19 protein-coding genes are annotated in these 19,063 nt (G+C 41.0%); 9 read left to right on the top strand and 10 right to left on the bottom strand.

Features of this window, described 5'->3' with window-relative positions; translation table 11 throughout:
* The first annotated feature begins 31 nt into the window (after nucleotides 1-31).
* Entirely contained in the window at nucleotides 32-589 is a 558-nt protein-coding gene (locus NOS7107_RS06050; RefSeq protein ID WP_015112097.1) for a hypothetical protein, read from the top strand.
* A gap of 213 nt (nucleotides 590-802) precedes the next feature.
* Nucleotides 803-1,042, top strand: a complete 240-nt coding sequence (locus NOS7107_RS27150) for a hypothetical protein (protein ID WP_157373975.1) — start codon at nucleotides 803-805, stop codon at nucleotides 1,040-1,042.
* A gap of 20 nt (nucleotides 1,043-1,062) precedes the next feature.
* Here NOS7107_RS27150 and NOS7107_RS29275 read toward each other — a convergent pair whose 3' ends face one another.
* Nucleotides 1,063-3,987: an NACHT domain-containing protein gene (locus NOS7107_RS29275; RefSeq protein ID WP_015112095.1), complete on the bottom strand. Its 2,925-nt coding sequence runs from the start codon at nucleotides 3,985-3,987 to the stop codon at nucleotides 1,063-1,065.
* Between the two features lie 256 nt (nucleotides 3,988-4,243).
* Entirely contained in the window at nucleotides 4,244-5,248 is a 1,005-nt protein-coding gene (locus NOS7107_RS06035; protein WP_015112094.1) for a hypothetical protein, read from the bottom strand.
* Between the two features lie 330 nt (nucleotides 5,249-5,578).
* On the opposite strand from NOS7107_RS06035, the gene NOS7107_RS06030 reads away from it, so the two are divergent.
* The 7 genes from NOS7107_RS06030 (at nucleotide 5,579) to NOS7107_RS06000 (ending at nucleotide 12,168) form a co-directional block, all read left to right on the top strand.
* On the top strand, nucleotides 5,579-5,809 hold the full coding sequence (locus NOS7107_RS06030; RefSeq protein ID WP_015112093.1) for a DUF2281 domain-containing protein: 231 nt from the start codon (nucleotides 5,579-5,581) through the stop codon (nucleotides 5,807-5,809).
* Nucleotides 5,806-6,195: a type II toxin-antitoxin system VapC family toxin gene (locus NOS7107_RS06025; RefSeq protein ID WP_015112092.1), complete on the top strand. Its 390-nt coding sequence runs from the start codon at nucleotides 5,806-5,808 to the stop codon at nucleotides 6,193-6,195. Before NOS7107_RS06030 ends, NOS7107_RS06025 begins: the two co-directional genes overlap by 4 nt.
* A gap of 289 nt (nucleotides 6,196-6,484) precedes the next feature.
* Nucleotides 6,485-7,612 carry a type I restriction endonuclease gene (locus tag NOS7107_RS06020; RefSeq protein WP_015112091.1) on the top strand — a complete coding sequence of 376 codons (1,128 nt, stop codon included), beginning with the start codon at nucleotides 6,485-6,487 and terminating at the stop codon, nucleotides 7,610-7,612.
* A 120-nt stretch (nucleotides 7,613-7,732) separates the two neighbouring features.
* Nucleotides 7,733-8,305: a Uma2 family endonuclease gene (locus tag NOS7107_RS06015; protein WP_015112090.1), complete on the top strand. Its 573-nt coding sequence runs from the start codon at nucleotides 7,733-7,735 to the stop codon at nucleotides 8,303-8,305.
* Between the two features lie 22 nt (nucleotides 8,306-8,327).
* Nucleotides 8,328-8,906 (top strand): Uma2 family endonuclease, encoded by a 579-nt coding sequence (locus NOS7107_RS06010; RefSeq protein WP_015112089.1) that lies wholly within the window; start codon nucleotides 8,328-8,330, stop codon nucleotides 8,904-8,906.
* A 333-nt stretch (nucleotides 8,907-9,239) separates the two neighbouring features.
* Nucleotides 9,240-10,322, top strand: coding sequence for a photosystem II q(b) protein (psbA, locus tag NOS7107_RS06005; RefSeq protein WP_015112088.1), 1,083 nt, complete (start codon nucleotides 9,240-9,242; stop codon nucleotides 10,320-10,322).
* A 190-nt stretch (nucleotides 10,323-10,512) separates the two neighbouring features.
* Nucleotides 10,513-12,168 (top strand): ABC transporter ATP-binding protein, encoded by a 1,656-nt coding sequence (locus tag NOS7107_RS06000; protein ID WP_015112087.1) that lies wholly within the window; start codon nucleotides 10,513-10,515, stop codon nucleotides 12,166-12,168.
* Here NOS7107_RS06000 and NOS7107_RS05995 read toward each other — a convergent pair.
* The 8 genes from NOS7107_RS05995 to NOS7107_RS05960 all read right to left on the bottom strand — a co-directional run bounded on the left by NOS7107_RS05995 (nucleotide 12,165) and on the right by NOS7107_RS05960 (nucleotide 18,944).
* A complete protein-coding gene (locus tag NOS7107_RS05995; RefSeq protein ID WP_015112086.1) occupies nucleotides 12,165-12,800 on the bottom strand; it encodes a type I restriction endonuclease subunit R in 636 nt (211 codons plus the stop codon). The genes NOS7107_RS06000 and NOS7107_RS05995 overlap by 4 nt on opposite strands.
* A 38-nt stretch (nucleotides 12,801-12,838) precedes the next feature.
* Nucleotides 12,839-13,948 carry a glutamate 5-kinase gene (gene proB / locus NOS7107_RS05990; protein WP_015112085.1) on the bottom strand — a complete coding sequence of 370 codons (1,110 nt, stop codon included), beginning with the start codon at nucleotides 13,946-13,948 and terminating at the stop codon, nucleotides 12,839-12,841.
* A 302-nt stretch (nucleotides 13,949-14,250) separates the two neighbouring features.
* A complete protein-coding gene (locus NOS7107_RS05985; protein WP_015112084.1) occupies nucleotides 14,251-14,790 on the bottom strand; it encodes a YqeG family HAD IIIA-type phosphatase in 540 nt (179 codons plus the stop codon).
* A gap of 352 nt (nucleotides 14,791-15,142) precedes the next feature.
* On the bottom strand, nucleotides 15,143-15,715 hold the full coding sequence (locus NOS7107_RS05980; RefSeq protein ID WP_015112083.1) for a DUF3727 domain-containing protein: 573 nt from the start codon (nucleotides 15,713-15,715) through the stop codon (nucleotides 15,143-15,145).
* A gap of 131 nt (nucleotides 15,716-15,846) precedes the next feature.
* Nucleotides 15,847-16,320 (bottom strand): Holliday junction resolvase RuvX, encoded by a 474-nt coding sequence (ruvX, locus tag NOS7107_RS05975; protein WP_015112082.1) that lies wholly within the window; start codon nucleotides 16,318-16,320, stop codon nucleotides 15,847-15,849.
* Between the two features lie 93 nt (nucleotides 16,321-16,413).
* Entirely contained in the window at nucleotides 16,414-17,652 is a 1,239-nt protein-coding gene (locus tag NOS7107_RS05970; RefSeq protein ID WP_015112081.1) for a GNAT family N-acetyltransferase, read from the bottom strand.
* A gap of 224 nt (nucleotides 17,653-17,876) precedes the next feature.
* Complete coding sequence (locus tag NOS7107_RS05965) at nucleotides 17,877-18,077, bottom strand: hypothetical protein (RefSeq protein ID WP_044500554.1); 201 nt, start codon at nucleotides 18,075-18,077, stop codon at nucleotides 17,877-17,879.
* A gap of 192 nt (nucleotides 18,078-18,269) precedes the next feature.
* Nucleotides 18,270-18,944 (bottom strand): response regulator transcription factor, encoded by a 675-nt coding sequence (locus NOS7107_RS05960; RefSeq protein ID WP_015112079.1) that lies wholly within the window; start codon nucleotides 18,942-18,944, stop codon nucleotides 18,270-18,272.
* Between the last annotated feature and the right edge of the window lie 119 nt (nucleotides 18,945-19,063).

Below are 19,063 nucleotides of genomic sequence, written 5' to 3'. Positions count from 1 at the left end.
GGTGTCTAAATACTTCATACTTGATAAAATTATGCCTGTACAACAATCTCATTACGAAGCCAGCTTGGCAGAGTACAGTAATCATCAAGCGGCGATCGCTCTCCTCAAACAACACCGACCATACCTAGAAATGATTCCTAGTTTGCGTCGCCCCGATGAAAGCGTAATTACTATTCCTCTACCTATTGTTCGTCTGCGTAAAACTGTTTCCGAGGTTCCCCAAGCTATTTGTCTACCCTGTGATGTAGCAATTTTAATGTGCGATCCAGAATGGAAAATTAAAACTGGAGCGGAAATTTTAATATTTATTCACCGTCCCCATGAAGATTTTTCTGATTTGTTGGGACGTTGGCGACAAACGCAGGTGTGGTTAGATCAAGACTATGAATGGTTAATGCCTCCTCGCCATAATCATGTTTTAAGTGAAGGGGCGAATACTATATATCCGTTGTTTGTCGTGTTTAGTGAAACATCAGAACGCATTCAACGAGGTCTTATCGGTGCAGAATTACCATTTGTGATGCAAACATCATATTTGCTATTGGAAGAGGAACGAAGAGTGGAAGAGGGGCTAGAGGCGAGGGAATAGAGTTTTAACAGTACAAGGTATGACAGCCGAGGCTGATAATCAATTAAAATTATAGTATTGCTGTGAAGTTGTTTCTTCTAGGAGATATTAGAATTAATAATGACAGAGATACATCTCTTGAAATTATTAAGTCTTCAATTTTCAATGCTATGCAATCAGAAGAAAAACAGAAATTGTTATCAGAGGAAGTATCTAGCTTTTTTGAAAGAGATTGTGGCTGAAGTATCAGATCCAGCCCTGCAAGCACGAATTACAGATATGCTCTCGAAAAAGATGAGAAAGTCAGAGGAAATTCCATCAGCAGAATCCAATCCTTGGATAAAGTTTGCAGGTGTTTTCCAAGATGATCCGCTTTTTGATGATTTTGTCGAAAATATTGCTGCATATCGACAGGAATTAGATGCAGAAGTCGCTGCTTATGATGCTTCCTTAGAGGAGAATCAGTCAGCTTGATCTGATTGCCATAAAATGTTTTATTCGGCTGTTTCGCGGTTGCGTTTTTCAATTTCAGCGTTCGGGAGTAAAAGCCCTCCCTCAATTGTCTTTTTCTTATCTAAGTCAATCTCGCTTTGACTCAAGCAATCTAAAAGAAGTTTGTTGAAAGAATAGTATTGTTCAAGTTTTTTTGTTCGGATATCATTAAACTGCCAATCATATCCAATCTGACGACTCTTAATAAATACTTCTCGTAGTTTTTTAAGCACACTCTTGCCATTTTCTCGCCAAAAAATTCTTAATAATTCTCGTTTTTCTTTTTTTTCTCTGCCAGACACACCATGTATTTCTTTTGGAATTTGCTCATTAATTTTCATCAGTTCGGCTGTTTCTGAACCAAAATCAAGCTCACATATATCTTCAATTATAGACTTTAAGTCAGAATGAAAAAAATATAGTCCACTGTATTCATCAGACCCGCCAATAACACGGCCTTGAGATAAATTTTCAACTATATCCATAACATATTTCACACAAAGATCAATCTTAACTTGTTGTAGATCATCTTTGGATTTTAATGAATATGATATTCCAAATATTGAATTCCTATCATTTGTTCCACCTCTAACCTCTAGATTCAGTCCAAGATATAGTGAAAGCCAAAAAGAGATAGATGATTCCATAGCAAAAGTTTGGAGTTCTATAAAGTATGGTGTTCTATCATAATTATATGAATATATATTGTAGGGTAAGCCGTCATAAATCATTACAAAATCATACTCATAATCTTTTACACACTCACATTGATATGTTTTTGAAAAGGCAAAATAAAATGCCCTTAACGCTACCAATATATTGGGCATTCCGATAGAATTAGATTTGTCATAAACCCATTGCATATAACTTTGTATATCTTCATCTGATTTAAGAAATTCATTTGTCTTGGTTTGTATATCTATGAGAAAGTTGAATGGATCTTCTAACTTCTCTGCTGTCATTAAACAAACCTCTCTCCAATGCTTTTCAGTTATATACTGTGAGATGTTAGCTGATGTTTTTTGAGTAGTTAAATTTACAGGTTCATAGTTCCGGGTCAACACTTCTGAAACAAGATATTCTTGAAAAGTTAGGTGTGAAAATGACCACACCTTCTGCGCTCTTTCAATCAACAAGCCATGCTGAGACTCAATTGCTTTTAAAACTCCTCGACTTTCCCTTTGTTCAATTCCCAAAAACTCTCCGATATACCCTTCTAACTCCTCCTGCTCAAACAATACATACTGCTGCTGCACAAACTTTTTCACTGCTAAAAAGCTTAAAAGCTCTAACTTACGTTCCACAGATAAATCTCGATAAATCTCATCTCTCTCAATTGAGCGCGATTGATCCCACTTTTCTAAGAGTAATTCCAACCCTTCTTCATATAACTTGGAACGCTTGAAGTAAAATTTCCTTGTTTGATGGAAGACTGCACAAGTCAAACTCAGCAAAATTGGCGTAATCGCCAGTTCTCGAATTGTTTTGTTTTCCTCTAGAAACAACTTTTCTAAAAATTCGCGCGTTTTCGTCTTTTCTTCCTCTGCATCAGTACACACTATCTCAAACCAATGCGCTGCAAATGCTCTTACCTGCTCCTCATTAAAATCTGCCACTTCTACACAGGTGAAGTGTTGTGATTTCCAATCGAATAAGTCTGGTAGGGTTTGTGTACGACAAGTCACCACTACTTGCACCTGCGGATAAATACGGGCGAAACGCTTAATTGTTTTGGCGATTTGCTTTGCTGCTTCTCCTGTTACTTCATCCAAGCCATCCAGCAATACCAAGGCTCTTCCTTGACGGAGGATCAATTCAACGTCTGCATCACTCAACCGCCAAAGGTGTGCCAAAAACGGCTCTAAATTATATCCATACTTATTTCCATCGTCTACAAAATACCGCAGTTTAATCAATACGGGAATTCGCTGTGGTTGTAGTTTGCCATCATTGCATTCGGTGACGATTCTTTGCAAATATGTCGTTTTCCCCGAACCAGGTTTACCCACTACCATCAAATTTGTATTCCGTTCCAGCACAGCTAACCCTGATATGCGTTGCTGTTGTCTACCCAAACCAATTCGTTCTAAACTGCGATCGCTAAAATTACCCTTTGTAAAATCCTGCCATAAATCATCTAGTTCCGACCTGTGGTTGTTGCTGAGTGACTCCAGGATATTCACATCTACAAATAAATCACCTAAAGAAACCAAACGGTCTATTCCCCATAAAGGCATGACACCATGCGAACTTTGAATATCATCGTGGAGACGGTGACGCACTTGCTGCACTAAGTCATCAACCGGATTTTGTGCCTTTAATTGGGCCTTTTTTTTGATATTTTTGAATTCTGGGGTATGTTCCTCTGTTATTCCTTGCAATGCGATCGCATCACAACCACCATGATAAGCATCTTCATACGACCACCCAGCACCTAATTCATCATAAAAACCAACTGCAAACTTAATCGCTGCATTGTCTCCAATTTTGTTATTCATCCCAATTACATAATCGATGTGTTCCGCGATCGCATCTGCTTGAATCTCAGAATAACAAGCGTTGAGAACAACACACTCTAACCCTCGTGGAGCAAATCGTTTAAATAAGTTTGCTAAGGCTTCTGTTGGGACAAGTTGTGTTAACCCTGCATCATTTTCCAGAAATAATCCATCATCTTCTGAACCATGCCCACAAAAGTGAACAATCTCTGGATTAAACTCCAACAAAGCACGACGCAAAGAATCAGGAGTAACTGCCCATTTTGTCTGCAAATTAAACTTGTCTCTGTGCTGCGATCTTCGCAAACCCGCATCAATTTCTCGCACTTCTTGATCTAGGCGTAATCTAGCTCCATTTGTTGGGCTGGATGCTAACACTAAAATTGTTTTGTATGAACTACTTTGAAGATTTTCTTCTGGTTGAGCCAAGTTCTGAATCTCCTTTGAGGCGCACAACTTACCAGATATCTGCGGTGTTATAACGCCGGCTTATAACATGAACAACTTCTCGAATTGCTTCTGTGTCAAGTCTTTTGTAAGTGCGATCATTAGCCCTGTCAAGGTAACTCGAAACATCTCTTGTTTCTCTATCCGCTATTTATTTAACTAAAAAAGACACAGAGAAAAGAGATATGGTAAGTTTCGGAGAATTTTTATCTACCTTGACAGGGATACCTCTAGTCGCTTATTTCACAAATTGAGGCATGATTTCGGCAGCGGTGAATATGCCGTAAATGCCACGTTGATGTAGTTGCATACCAGCTTTGAGATAACCAAAAGCAGGGCCGCAGACGTTTGCTGCCATGCTAGTTTCATCTCCTAATGTAAAGGTATGGGTGGAAATCTTACCTTCAAAGGTGCGCCCAGTAACTTTAACGTTGGTGCTGAGAGGTTTTTTGGGATTGCGGGTATCAACTACACCACCTACAGTCACGCGATCGCGTGATACAATTCCGGCTAACTCTAACATCACATCATCAGCGTGTTCCATGTTCTCTAAGGTAAGCACGCCGTTTGTTTTATCTAATAATGTTTCTACCTCTGCATCAGTCATTGCCCGCGCAACTTCTACGGTATAACCAGGCATATGACCAATATCTTCCCTCACGGTGGCGCGGTAAGCTTCCCAGTTGGCAATACCTACACCAAAGGTAATTTCTACTTTGTGAATTTCGGCATAGCTTTGGGCTGCTAAAGCCGCAGCAGCGGTTAAGAGTCCTGGTGTTGCACCACAGCCTGTCATGTAGGTAATACCTGCTGCTTGCAGTTCTGCTTTCATGGCAATTAGCTGTTCTACCGCACTGGTGCGCTTGATTGCATCGACTAACACACCACGCCAACCAGATTGAATAAACTGTCTGGCTACAGATGGAATAAAGTCATTGGGTAGGTTGGGTAAAGCTAAAAAATACCCGTCTACAGGTTGGGCGCTATCGATTAAATCTTGAATACTATTGTTGGTTAATGTACCAACTGGTTCTAAATAACCTACTGAACCTTGAGACTGATAAGCGGCAATGTTTTCTTGAAAATTTAAACCTTCAGCAGCGTAGGCGTAACCTTTTTGATCTGCCACTGCGACTAAAGTCATTTCTCGTTTACCAGCAAGTACCTTGGCGGCTGCTTGTCCGAGTCCACCGAAACCTAATACTCCCACACGTAGCGCTGGCGTAATATTTGCTGTACTCATAGTCAATTACTTAAGTTGAATCACAAGCTTTGAGTCTCAACCATCTTGGCTGATGGCGACTGCTCGAAGCTATAAAGGTTAATTATGCTTTATTATCCACCCAGATCAGTTTTTTCACCGTAAATTCTTGCTGGGTAGGCGAGGCTTGAATAAATTTTCACAAACAAGTGCATTAAGAGTGATCGCTAAAGAGCATGATTTAATTAAGAATGTGACTGAGTAAAACCCGATTATTATTTACTATTTAAGATATGTATCTCTGCTCATTGGGGTAGGTAAGCAATCTCCATCTAAATACCAAAAGTTTGATCAATCCGCCAGAAAAAAGCTATGACTGTTGATACAGAAATTTTACAAACACTAGAGCAAATGCCAGAGCCACTAAAACAAGAACTCTTGCATTATGCCAAATATTTAGTTGAGAATTATTCAAAAACTAGTTCTCAGGACAGTTCATTACGAAAAAAGCGCCGTTCTGGCATCTTAAAAGGCACTTTTATTTTACCTTTACCGGATGATTTTGATGAACCTCTCTCAGATTTTCAGGAATATATGGAATGAGTAATTTTCTGTTAGATACTCATGCCTTTATCTGGCTGACTGAAAATGACTCTAACCTTAGAGATGATCTGAGGGCGATAATTGATAACGCAGATGTGGTTTATCTAAGCATAGCTAGTCTTTGGGAAATTGCTATCAAATTAAAACTTGGCAAATTATCATTGCAAAGCAGCTATGAAACTATAGGTTCTGCAATTGAAGCTTCAGATATTCTCATATTGGGAATCTCGTTTGATGATACAGTTTTAGTCTGTAATCTTCCGCTACATCATGGTGATCCATTTGATCGGATGCTAATCGCACAGGCGGTTAATCACTCCTTAATTATCGTTAGTAGGGATACAAAATTTGATGCTTATACTAATGTTCACCGAATGTGGACATGAAGAAAGTAATCGCTAGAGATCAGGGACAGGCGATCGCTCAAAACTACAAAGGTTAATTATGCTGGTGTATTCTCCCAGCAGATCCGTTTTTTCACCAGAAATTCTTGGTGAGTGATCTAGGCTTGAGCAAATTTTCACGCAACATCGCCTCATTAGAAAGCTCAAGACTCACAAGATTAAGAGCATCAGCTTAAATCATAGGTTTCATTCAAAATTCTGTTATTTCTTAAGATTTTGTGTGAACTATAACATTACAGTCCACATTGGCATCATCTTGGAGTATTGCATCATGGATTTTGTTGATCAAGTCAGAGCCTTTGCATCTACAATTCCTGCAAAATTAGGCAGCATCAAAACCGAAGAAGCTACAAAGCACTTCCTCATCATGCCTTTTATTCAGCAAATCTTAGGGTATGATGCCTTTAACCCAGATGAAGTCATGCCTGAATATGATGCAAATGTGGGGGCTTCGACAAATTACAAACTAGATTATGCAATATTTCAAAATGGGCAACCAGCAATTCTGATTGAGTGTAAACGCTACGGTACTGATTTTAAAAATGATCGTGAATGGAGTCAGTTATTTGCTTATTTTATGGCGACTGACGCGCGAATTGGTGTATTAACAGATGGAGTAATATACAAATTCTATGCTGATTTGGAAAGGACTAATAAAATGGATAAAACTCCCTTTTTAGAATTAAATTTACTAAATTTAAATGAATCAGCAATCCGTGAATTTTCTAAGTTAACTAAATCAGCATTTAACGTTGCTGAAGCTATTACAGCCGCTTCAGAGCTAAAATATGTTGGTGGGATCAAGGCTCTGCTCAAAAAACAAGTTGAAGAACCTAAGAGCGAGTTTGTTAAATATTTTTTTAAAGAGTTATGTCCTGAAAATAATTTTGTAGGCCAATTGAAAGACGAGTTTACTGGATATACACAAAGGGCTATTAAGGAATTTATTCGAGAGGAAATTGAAAGTCTTTTAGACGAAGCAACAGGACGTTCAAAAACAAAACAAGAAACTCCCATCCCAACGGAACCACAAACAGAAACAGAACTGACAACTAAACAAACTGATTTTTCAGATGAAGAAAAAGAGGGATATTACATTCTTAAGTCGATTTTGTGCCAAGTAGTAGAGCCAGCAAGGATAACACACAAAGATACAGCTAGTTATTGTAATATTCTGCTAGACGGGAATAGTTGGAGACAGATTGTTCGTTTTTATTTTAATAACTCTAATTCTAAAAAGTTAGAGATTTTTTCTCTAGATACAAATGGCAATAAAGTTTCGGAGAAAGTTTCTATAGATAATGTTAATGAAATTTATCAGTATGCTGATAAGTTCAAGGCAATTGTATCTGCTTATCAACAGCCCCAATTCAGTAACAAAAGTGCGGCTATAGTTTAATAGATGTGAACAGCGATCGCATCTTAGGAAAATCAGCCTTTAGCCTGACAGTTAGTTGAGCAAAGGTAATAATTTATGCTCAGGGCGATCGCAACTGGTCATCAAAGTTAAAATTAAACTATGACACAGGCACTTGAACCAAAAATCTACACATCCCAGGAGTATCTTGAACTGGAAATTGCCTCCCAAACGCGTAGCGAGTATCGTAACGGAGCAATTATTCCCATGACTGGCGGTACTCCTGACAATAATGAATTAGCAATTAACCTTGCTGCCCTTTTAAAATCTAGTTTACGCGGCAAACCCTACCGTATTTTTGCCACTGATCAACGCCTTTGGGTTCCCAATCGGAATATCTATACTTATCCTGATGTCATGGTTGTAGAAAAACCTTTACAACTACAAACAGGACGTAGTGATACAGTGATCAATCCTTGTTTGATTGCTGAAGTTCTTTCTAAATCAACACAAGATTACGATCACGGCGAAAAGTTTTCGGCATACCGTACCATTGAGAGTTTCTGCGAATATCTACTCATCGATCAATACAATATTAATGTAGAACATTATGTGAAAACTGCTGCTAATCAATGGCTACTCTCAGAATACTATGATCCTCATGTCACCCTGTCTTTGAATACTTTTGATGCTCATATTCCAATCATCGATATCTATGAAAATATTGATATTTGATTCTCTGAAAAAGGATTAAATGATGGTTGCTTTACCCGATCACATTTTAATGAGCGCGGAGGAATACCTGGCTTGGGAACCCACCCAAGAACAACGCTACGAATATTGGGATGGTGAAGTTATCGCCATGAGTGGCGGTACGCGCAACCACAATCGAGTTTCTCTCAATTTCTCGAAGCTTTTAGATGATGCCCTAGGCGATCGCTCTTGTGAAGTCTACATTGTAGATGTAAAAGTGCAGGTAAAACCGGGGCAGAAGTATTTTTATCCTGATGTGGTGGTGACTTGCGACGATCGCGATGATGATCCACAATTCATCAACTTTCCCTGCTTAATTATTGAAGTGTTATCACCATCAACGGAAGCAGCTGATCGGGGTAAGAAGTTTGCTGCGTATCGTCAATGTCCCACCTTGCAAGAATATGTCTTAGTACAAGTAGCACAACCTGGTGTAGAAGTCTTTCGCCGCAACGAACAGGGAAAATGGGTATTGTCTGATTATAATTTGGGTGACAGATTGCTATTAGAATCGGTGAATGTCGAAATAGCGATCGCTGATTTGTACCGCCAAGTTGATTTTGAAGCCGAAGTAACCGACTGACTATATCTGAATCGTCAGTATGATATGCAGATGCTTGCTTGCTGCTGGTGATGTTAATGAGGGCGCAGTCTTAAAGATTGTGCGATCGTTAATCTCTCACAATATTACACAATTCCTGAATAACCCTCTTGGGGTGAGCGATAGATTTTTCCAAAGCTCACCCTACAATTTTTAGAGCCAAAACAGTCTCTACCAGTAGTTATAAATTTAACTTATGGCTTTGTTAAGTAAATATTTCTGAAACCCCTTTACAAAAAGCAATAGATACCTTTAAGATATGTAACAACAGGTAAAAACACCTGAAACATTCATAACAAACGCAATCATAAAGACATGACAGCAACCTTACAACAGCGCAAAAGCGCCAACGTATGGGAACAGTTCTGCGAGTGGATCACCAGCACCAACAACCGCCTATACATCGGCTGGTTCGGCGTGCTAATGATCCCAACCTTGCTGGCTGCAACCACCTGCTTCGTAATCGCCTTCATCGCCGCACCCCCAGTAGACATCGATGGTATCCGTGAACCCGTTGCTGGTTCCTTACTATACGGAAACAACATCATCTCTGGTGCAGTAGTACCTTCCTCCAACGCAATTGGCTTGCACTTCTACCCAATTTGGGAAGCAGCATCCTTAGACGAGTGGTTGTACAACGGCGGCCCTTACCAATTGGTAATATTCCACTTCCTAATCGGCGTATTCTGCTACTTAGGACGTGAATGGGAACTATCCTACCGCTTAGGAATGCGTCCTTGGATCTGCCTAGCATTCTCCGCCCCCGTAGCAGCAGCAACAGCAGTATTCTTGATCTACCCAATCGGACAAGGTTCCTTCTCTGATGGTATGCCCTTGGGTATCTCTGGAACCTTCAACTTCATGATCGTGTTCCAAGCAGAACACAACATCTTGATGCACCCCTTCCACATGTTAGGAGTAGCTGGTGTATTCGGTGGTAGCTTGTTCTCTGCAATGCACGGAAGCTTGGTAACTTCCTCCTTAGTTCGTGAAACAACCGAAAACGAATCGCAAAACTACGGTTACAAATTCGGACAAGAAGAAGAAACCTACAACATCGTTGCAGCCCACGGTTACTTCGGTCGCTTGATTTTCCAATACGCGTCCTTCAACAACAGCCGTTCCTTGCACTTCTTCCTAGCTGCATGGCCTGTAATCGGCATCTGGTTCACCGCATTGGGCGTAAGCACAATGGCGTTCAACTTGAACGGTTTCAACTTCAACCAATCAGTGATTGACTCTCAAGGTCGCGTTATCAACACCTGGGCTGATATCATCAACCGCGCTAACTTGGGTATGGAAGTAATGCACGAGCGCAATGCTCACAACTTCCCCTTAGATTTGGCTGCTGGTGATGTTGCTCCTGTTGCTATCTCCGCTCCTGCTATCAACGGTTAATCATCTGACCTAGAAGCAATAATTAATGTGTGAATGAAAGGCGCTCTCCTTGCGGAGAGCGCCTTTTTAGTTTAGGGTTGAGAATTTTGTGCATTTTAACAGCCACTGGGAGCAGGAACTTTAGGGAATTTGATACACTAGCTAAAATTTGAAATTATTCTAGCTGGTAGCTCTAGGCTGATAAATAAATATGAGTGAAGCTTTATTTTGTATAGAAAATTTACGAGTTGCTTATCCTCAGCGTGGTGGGGAAGAACTCAGTTGGGCTGTGGACGATGTATCTTTTACACTACAACCTGGGGAAAGAATGGGTTTGGTGGGGGAGTCTGGTTGTGGTAAATCTACTTTGGGAAGGGCGGTAATGCGGTTGTTACCGTTATCCAGCAAGATAGAGGGACGAGTAACTTTTCAAGGACAGCCAGTATTTGATTTAACACCAACTCAGTTGCGGAAATTTCGTGGGGAAGTAGTAGCATTAATTTTCCAAGACCCAATGACGCGTCTTGACCCGTTGATGACTATTGGTAAGCATTGCATCGAAACGCTTCAAGCACATTCCCCAGAATTATCCGCCAAGGAAGCAAAGGAAAAAGCACTGGCGACTTTGGCAAAGGTAAAAATCCCGGCGAGTCGGTGGAGTCAGTATCCGCATGAGTTTAGTGGTGGGATGCGACAACGGGTAGCGATCGCCCTCGCTCTCCTCCTCAATCCTAAATTAATTGTGGCTGATGAACCTACCACTAGTTTAGATGTGACTGTCTCAGCCCAGATTTTACAAGAATTAACGCGTCTGTGTGCGGAAGAAAATATGGCGCTGCTGCTGATTTCTCACGATTTGGCAATGGTAGCGGAATATTGCGATCGCATTGGTGTAATGTACCGCGGCAAAATGGTAGAAATGGGGGCGACGACATCAGTATTTGGCAATCCTCAACATGAATATACGCGATCGCTTCTGCAAGCCGCTTTGCATATTCAATCTGTGGATGAGGTAACGGAGGACTGGGGTTTAGGTAATGAGGACAAGATTTCCCCATCTCCACTTTTACGGGTTACAGAACTCAAGCAACACTACACCATAGAGCCTAATTTGATTGAACGATTGTTTAAAGCTGAGAATCAAACAATTAAAGCTGTAGATGGTATTAACCTTGAACTCTACCAAGGAGAAATTTTAGGCTTAGTTGGTGAGTCGGGCTGTGGTAAAAGTACACTGTCGCGGACTATTTTACAGTTAATTCGTCCGACATCTGGCAAAGTAGAATTTTTGGGACAGGATTTAACCAAGCTATCACGGCAAGAAATTCGCTCCTCCCGCCGACAGATGCAAATGGTGTTTCAAGACCCTCATGCTTGTCTAAATCCAGCGATGACTGTAGGGCAAAGTATAGGTGATCCTTTGTTAATTCACAATCTGGCTGATGCAGCAAAAGCCAAAGAAGAAGTATTGTGGATGTTACAAAAAGTTGGGTTAACACCGCCAGAAGTTTATTATCGACGTTACCCATCAGATTTATCTGGCGGACAGCAGCAACGGGTAGCGATCGCACGGGCTTTAATTACTCGTCCTAAACTGTTGATTTGCGATGAACCTGTGAGTATGTTAGATGCAAGTGTGCAATCGCAGGTGTTGGATTTGATGTTGCAGTTAAAAGAAGAATTTGAGTTAACTTATCTATTTATTACTCATGACTTGTGGTTAGCACGATTTTTGTGCGATCGCATTGCGGTAATGAATGGCGGCAAAATCGTTGAACTCGGCCCAACAAAACAAATTTTTGCCAATCCACAACATCCTTATACTCAAACACTACTAGCTGCGGCTCCTCTTTTAGCTCGTACTTAATCCAAATGGTCTTGTCCAACAATCTCAGCCAATCGCTTTAAGATTTGCAGCACTCGATATAGGTCATGATCTTGTCTTAAGATAAACTGGCGCGATCGCCCATATCTTGGCACATCTTGACAAAGGAGTTTCAAAAATATGAAATCTGTGCCATTGGTAACAAGCCCATAACGGGGAAGATTACCGTTTGGAGCCGCCAGCATATAGGACAATACTTGTGGGATAACGACTTTTAGTGAAAATTCTGCCCGTTTTGATTCAATCACTAATACCCAAAGTTGCTCTTTAAGAACTAGGACATCAATTCGCCCCCAGACTACGATGTCCTCATCAGTAGCAGCAATTTCTACTGAGTCTTCTGTGCTGACGTAAAACGGAGGCAAAAACAGCCCTGATAAATCCAATAAGGGAGCAACCACAGCCAGCTTAACTGTATTTTCTAGCAAAGAACGGCGTTCTAAATTAGCAACTATGGCCTCTACTCTTACAAGCCGCTGTTTTTCAGTATCAGTTGGCTCAGGTAAACTTTCTTGCCATTCAGAGAAAAATGACTCATCTTGCGTTTGTTGCAATTTGAAACGCTGCTCCAAATCATAGAGCGTCATCTTCTCCGCAGCGATTATTTGTACCATTTGTATGTATCTATACTTTCCCGATATTCTAATTCTATTTAAGTCAAAACCAAGTTATCTCGATGCACTACGGTATCTGTGCCAACATACCCTAAAATTTCGGGAATTTCTCTGGAGTGACGACCAGAGATTTTTTGCAATTCATCGCTGGTGTAGTTTACTAGTCCTCTGGCAATTTCGTTGCCGTTAGTATCGCACAACTGCACAGCCGCTTGGTTGTCAAATTCTCCTTCTACTGTTTTGATACCTGCGGCTAATAATGATTTTCCGGCTTGGGATATTGCAGCGATCGCACCGGGATCTAAATACAATTTACCAGATGGGACTAAACCATAAGCTATCCAGCGTTTCCTAGCTGATGTGGGTTCTGGTTGCGGTTCAAAGTGCGTCCCTAAAGGTTCCCCTTGTAAAATTTTTTCCAGATTGCGCGGAAATCGCCCTTGGGTGATTACTGTTCGCACTCCTGCGGCGATCGCAATTCGGGCGGCGGAGATTTTTGTTACCATCCCACCAGTACCCCATTGTGAACCTTGACCGCCTGTTTGGATTTGCAGTTGTGCTAATTCTTTAATATTACTGACCAAGGAAATTGGTTTGGCATCGGGTACAGAACGGGGATCGGCTGAGTATAATCTGTCTACGTCGGTGAGTAAAAACAGCCAATCTGCTTCTACTAAACTAGCCACCAATGCTGACAGGGTATCGTTATCACCAAATTTCAGTTCCTCTACGGCCACGGTGTCATTTTCATTCACTACCGGAATTACACCCAGCCCTAAGAGTTCTTGAAAGGTGTTGTAAACGTTAAGATATCGACTACGCTGTACTAAATCGCTGCGAGTTAGCAAAACTTGGGCAATTGGCTGTTGCAAGGTAGTAAATAAATCATCATATATCCGCATTAACCGCCCTTGACCAACTGCGGCTACTGCCTGTTTGAGCGCGATCGCTCTGGGGCGTTCGGTTAAGCCTAATCTGGCACAACCCACACCCACAGCACCAGATGAAACTAAAATCACTCGATTGCCCTGCTGTCTTAAATTACACAGTGTTTCTGTTAAAGTGGCGATCGTAGAAAGTGCTAATTGCCCCGTTTCTGGTTGGGTAAGGCTAGAAGTGCCGATTTTGACGACAATCGTTTTGGTCATGGTCTATTGAAGTATGAAGTCTGTAGACGCGCAGCGGCTTGCCGCAGGCTAGGATGAAGTCTGAAATACTTTTTTGTATCGAAAAATCTTCACTTCATCTTTTTAGACTATGAACTCTGGACTAAAAAGTAAAGCGCCAATCCTTCTATAGTGAAGGTGACGCTTTACCAGTTTATAGTTATTCGCTATTTACTAGGGTCTTTTTTGGCTGACCCCATGTTATTAATACTTATAATCTCCCATTTTTTGTGTTTCTAAATAATCCTTAATTATTTCTTTAGCTTTCTTTTCCTGACGATTTGTTACTTTTTGTGAATTGTATTTTGCTTGGAAATGATAGAGGCTCCCAAGATTTCGGAAAACCAAACTTCAAAATTCCTCACAGGATGAGAACGTAGCGCAGCATCTGGGTGAATAATCGGTTCTACGAGAATTGTAAACATTCCCAGACGATTCCCAGCTAAAACATCAGTAAATAAGCGATCGCCCACCATACCCACTTGATGTGCAGGTAAATCCATTGATTGTAGAGCCGCCCTAATTTTCCGGCGAGAGGGCTTGGCTGCACCCAAGTAGTAAGGTAAGTTCAAAGAACGAGCAATGCTGCCAATGCGAGATTCACTTAAGTTATTGCTCACTAACCACAAATCAACATTGATGCGGATTTCTTCTACCCATTGTCTCAATTCGGGCGAAGTAGTCCCCACTGTAAAGGGAACTAAAGTTTCATCCACATCTAACACTAGTCCCTTCAGCCCATATTGTTGAATAATTTCTTTTGTCAATCGCAATACTGAACCGTGTAAAATCAAGTCAGGCTGTAAGAGATTGTTCCAGGTCATAGACAATATTTAAGGATCACAATGAGAAATGCTCTGAATCATGAGCATTTGTTTAATAGTCAGCAATTGAGATTTAACAGTCACTTGATGACAATTGACTGTCAAGAAATAATTTATACCAATTCATCATTAAGGCATTGAGCGCTGATTGGGAGTTTTCAGAGAATTGGTATGATTCAATTTTAACCAGAGGAGTAGAGCTTTGCCCCTCTGGTTAGCGCCCAGGGAAAAATTGTTTTACGCGTTTTTTATGGAAAGTGCTTAAATTCCTGCGTAATTATGCTGGTAAAAATTCGCCATTAAAAATCTAAAACTGTGACACTTTAGTTTTTAATTTTGAATTTTCAAAATTTTATTCCACTTCGTTAAAAAGTTGTTCTTCTAGCAGTGGTTGTACTTGGCGAAATTCTTCGGGAGAGAGTAATTCAGGATTACCTTCTTTTGTAATTCTGGCAAAAAATAGCAAGGGGTCGAGGGGGGTATAAATAGCATACTCCTGTTCTTCGTGATAGAAGCTGGCGAGTAACTGTAATTGCTCTGGTTCTAAATCGGTTTCGTCGTCTTCTATTTCTAATGTAAAAAGCTCCGACTCATCTACAGCGGGTAATTCACCAGCAACAGTTAAAGCGTAAGCCGTATTTTTGAGAATCAAGTTTTGCTCAGATAAAACTGCTTGGGCGGTGCCAAAAATTTCGTCCAAGATAGCATCATCTTCTACTAAAACGGCTTCTTCTTCCTCGTCTTCACCTTCCCAAGCGAAAACTTCTATGGGTGAGTCCACAGGAAGAAGTAAGACGTATTCTTGCCCATCTACAGAGAGCGAATGTTCTATGTAACATTCGAGAGTTCGCCCTGTGTCATCAGTTAAGGTGATGGAACCTGTAGGATCGCGATCGTTATCTTCAGAAAATGGAGAGGAAAACATAGCCGATTAGTTAAACTTTAATCTTTACCCGCAACTGTGAAAATTGCTTTTCTGTTGAATGACAAATAATATCAAGCCAACAGTTTCACATTCAGACACAACTACTAGGTAATTGCTTTCAGAATATCATGTCAAAAGCTATCCATACTCGACAGCATCTTAACTGCGGTAGATCGTCGAGTATCTAGCCATTGTTGTAAAATTAATGCTGCTGCTTTGCGGTCAATTAAACCTTTATTCCGAGATGGTGAGACTTTTTCTGCAATGAGCATTTGCTCTGCTTGATAAGAGGTTAAGCGCTCATCAACATATTCTATGGGTAGTTTCAGAGCCTTACCCAGTCTATTGGCAAATTTCTGCACTTGACGCGCCTGAAATCCCAAAGAGCCATCCATTGAATAAGGTAAACCAACTACTAAGATTTCTACTTCACGTTCATCAACTATATTTTGGAACTGCTCAACATCGCGCTCAAAAGATGAGCGTTCAACTGTTGTAATTCCGGTCGCAATTAAACCAGTGCGATCGCATCCAGCTACGCCGATTCGCTTGCTGCCAACGTCTAATCCTAATGCTGAAATGTACTGCTTTGTGGTCATTGTCATAAGTCTTGAGTAACTTCGGCTTGAGCGCTCAGTCGAACGCTGAGTAGTGAGTGCTGAGTAATATATAATTCCTCGGCTATCCTGTTGATTTCACTACTTTTCCTGCTGACCATCTACAGATTCATTTTGGCAAGAGGCTTCAATGTTACAGTTGTTGCACTTAAAGGTAATAGACTCTGATTTATTTGGCACTGGTATATCTGAGGATTGTGGCTGTACTGTTTTTACCCAAGACATACCACCTGGAATTGGCTTACGTGCTGGTTGCAAACCTTGCAGTACATCAGTCCATTGAATGCCTTCTAGGGAGACAAATTTTGATTCTCGGAGTTTGTGCCACACTGAGCGAGACATGATCAAAGTGTGTTCAGTACGTTTCGCACCAATCCGTTCTAAATATTCTTCTCTTTCTGGCTGGTAGTCTAAAGAAGCCAGCCGCAAACCCTTTTGGGGAAAGTCTTGTGCTATCCGCGCCAATTGCGACAGCAATTCTGGATACAACCAAGTGTATGCAGGATGAACTGTCAGCGTAGCTACATGAGGAGTTTCGCCTTTGCGGTCAAGCTGCACTTGAAAATAGCCAATTGCGGCTTTACGTTGAGGTTCAAACACATAACCACTGACAACTTCAGTTTTGGTTATCCACTGCTTGACTGCATCAGTTAAGGCTCCGAACAAGCTAGTTTTAAAATCGCGGGTGTTGCGGTCAAATACCTGACGCACTAAAGGCGGCATAGATGCTGTATCTAGTTGATAGAGCAACTGAGCATCTGCGTTACTGACTGGGAGCAAGTTAGGTAAATCTGGTTCTGCTTGTGCTAATTCCGCTAGTAAATCAGCTTCAATTTTCCAGTATGTAATTTCTGCTAGACGTTGAAATCCATTTTGCCGATACAGTGCCAGGGCATCGACATCATTAATATTTACTTCTAATAACCAAGTCCGAGCTTCTAAAATCGACTCAAAACAGTGACGCAACAATTGTGAGCCAATTCCTTGCTTATCCGCGGTGCGATCTAGCAGCACCCGATCAATGCGCCAAGTACTACGGGTGCGGTTAAATGGTGACACCTGAATCATGCCTAAAAGCATCCGTCCCTGTTCAGCTACGAATGCACAGAAACGATACTGTAGGGGATTAGGAAACCAACTCAAAAATTTGAGTAATCCATACCAGCGACGCAGGGATTGCATCTGATGGTTGGCACAACTAGATTCGTCAGGAGTCATTGCTGTGAATGACTCCTGGGTTAATCGCTCAATTCCATCCAGATCCCGAAAGTGGACTGGCCGGATGACAACGCTGAGATTTCGAGGAAGTAATGAAGTCATTTTGATTCAAGCGGCCATGTAGCCTTAACTAACTGCTCTTGGGTGGAACTGATGCAATAATAATTTTAACGGCTTTCCGTTGTGGGCTATTGCTTCAAAAGGTTGATTTTGGTGATTGAATACTTAAAAAAAGTAAAAAAAGCAGATTTGATGAGTGCGCTATAGGCGTTAACCCAACAATACCTGCTTTTATTTTATTTGACTTTTAGTTAAATTTCCTATATTTACAAACCTTGCCGAGAAATTAACTTTTCAAAGTTGGCTTGAGTTTGATGCAGGAGTTGTTGCCGACTATCTTCTACGGTGTGGTGGAGGGTTGGAATCAGATTGCGAGCTTGTAGAGTCATGTGCAGCTGTAAGTGGGCGACATATTCGCTAAAATCTTCGTTTTGTACAGCTTTGCCCGTGAGTAAGTTGGATTCCATTGCCACTGTGTTCTCCTTATAGCGCTGTTGCTTCACATCATCAAAACTTATCATGTTGCTCGGATAACCTTTTTATTTTGCAATGAAGTTTAACGGTTGTTTGCAATGAGGTTAGAGGTTAGAGGTTATCAGGTGAGAGTTTAGGGTGTCACTTGACAACCCTTCATACTTCATACTTCACACTTCATACTTCTACTCTCGTAGGACGTAGCCAACACCTCGGACGGTTTGAATCAGGCGCTTTTCTTGATTGATTTCGAGTTTGAGGCGCAAGTAACGGACGTAAACTTCGATAATGTTGGAATCGCCCATAAAGTCGTAACCCCAGACTTCTTCTAAAATGCGATCGCGGGTAATTACCTGTCGGGGATGGGAAAGTAAATAATCGAGCAAGTCAAATTCTTTGGCGGTTAATTCAATTAATCTATTGCCGCGATAAACTTCTCTAGTCCGGCGATTTAAGCTGAGGTCTTCAAATTCTAAGATATCTGCTGCGTCTGCTTCTTGATTGCGACGCAGATGAGCGCGGACTCTGGCTAAGAGTTCTTCAACGCTAAACGGTTTTACTACATAATCATCAGCACCAGCATCTAAACCGGCAACGCGATCGCTGACTTCATCTTTAGCAGTTAATAATATTACTGGGACTTTATCACCAGTACTCCGTAGGCGACGGCAAATTTCTAATCCTGATAACCCAGGTAACATCCAATCTAAAATAACTAAATCTGGATGTAATTCCCGCGCCGCAGTAAGCGCAGTTAATCCATCGTAGGCGACACTGACTTGATAACCTTCGTAATTCAGTTCCAATTCGATGAATCGCGCCAGTTTGACCTCATCTTCTACAAGTAAGATGTGTGTCATATTGATGATTTTAATGATTTCAGCAAAGTAAGGCAGTAATTGATACAGACTGAGAACCAGGTCGACACATATCTAATTAGTTCTAAAACAGCTTAGTATAGATGGAATAAGATAACAAG

It is taken from the genome of Nostoc sp. PCC 7107, from assembly GCF_000316625.1.
Lineage (GTDB): Bacteria > Cyanobacteriota > Cyanobacteriia > Cyanobacteriales > Nostocaceae > Nostoc_B.
The sequence above is the reverse complement of the archived record's forward strand: the minus strand, read 5'-3'. Positions and strand labels throughout refer to the sequence as shown.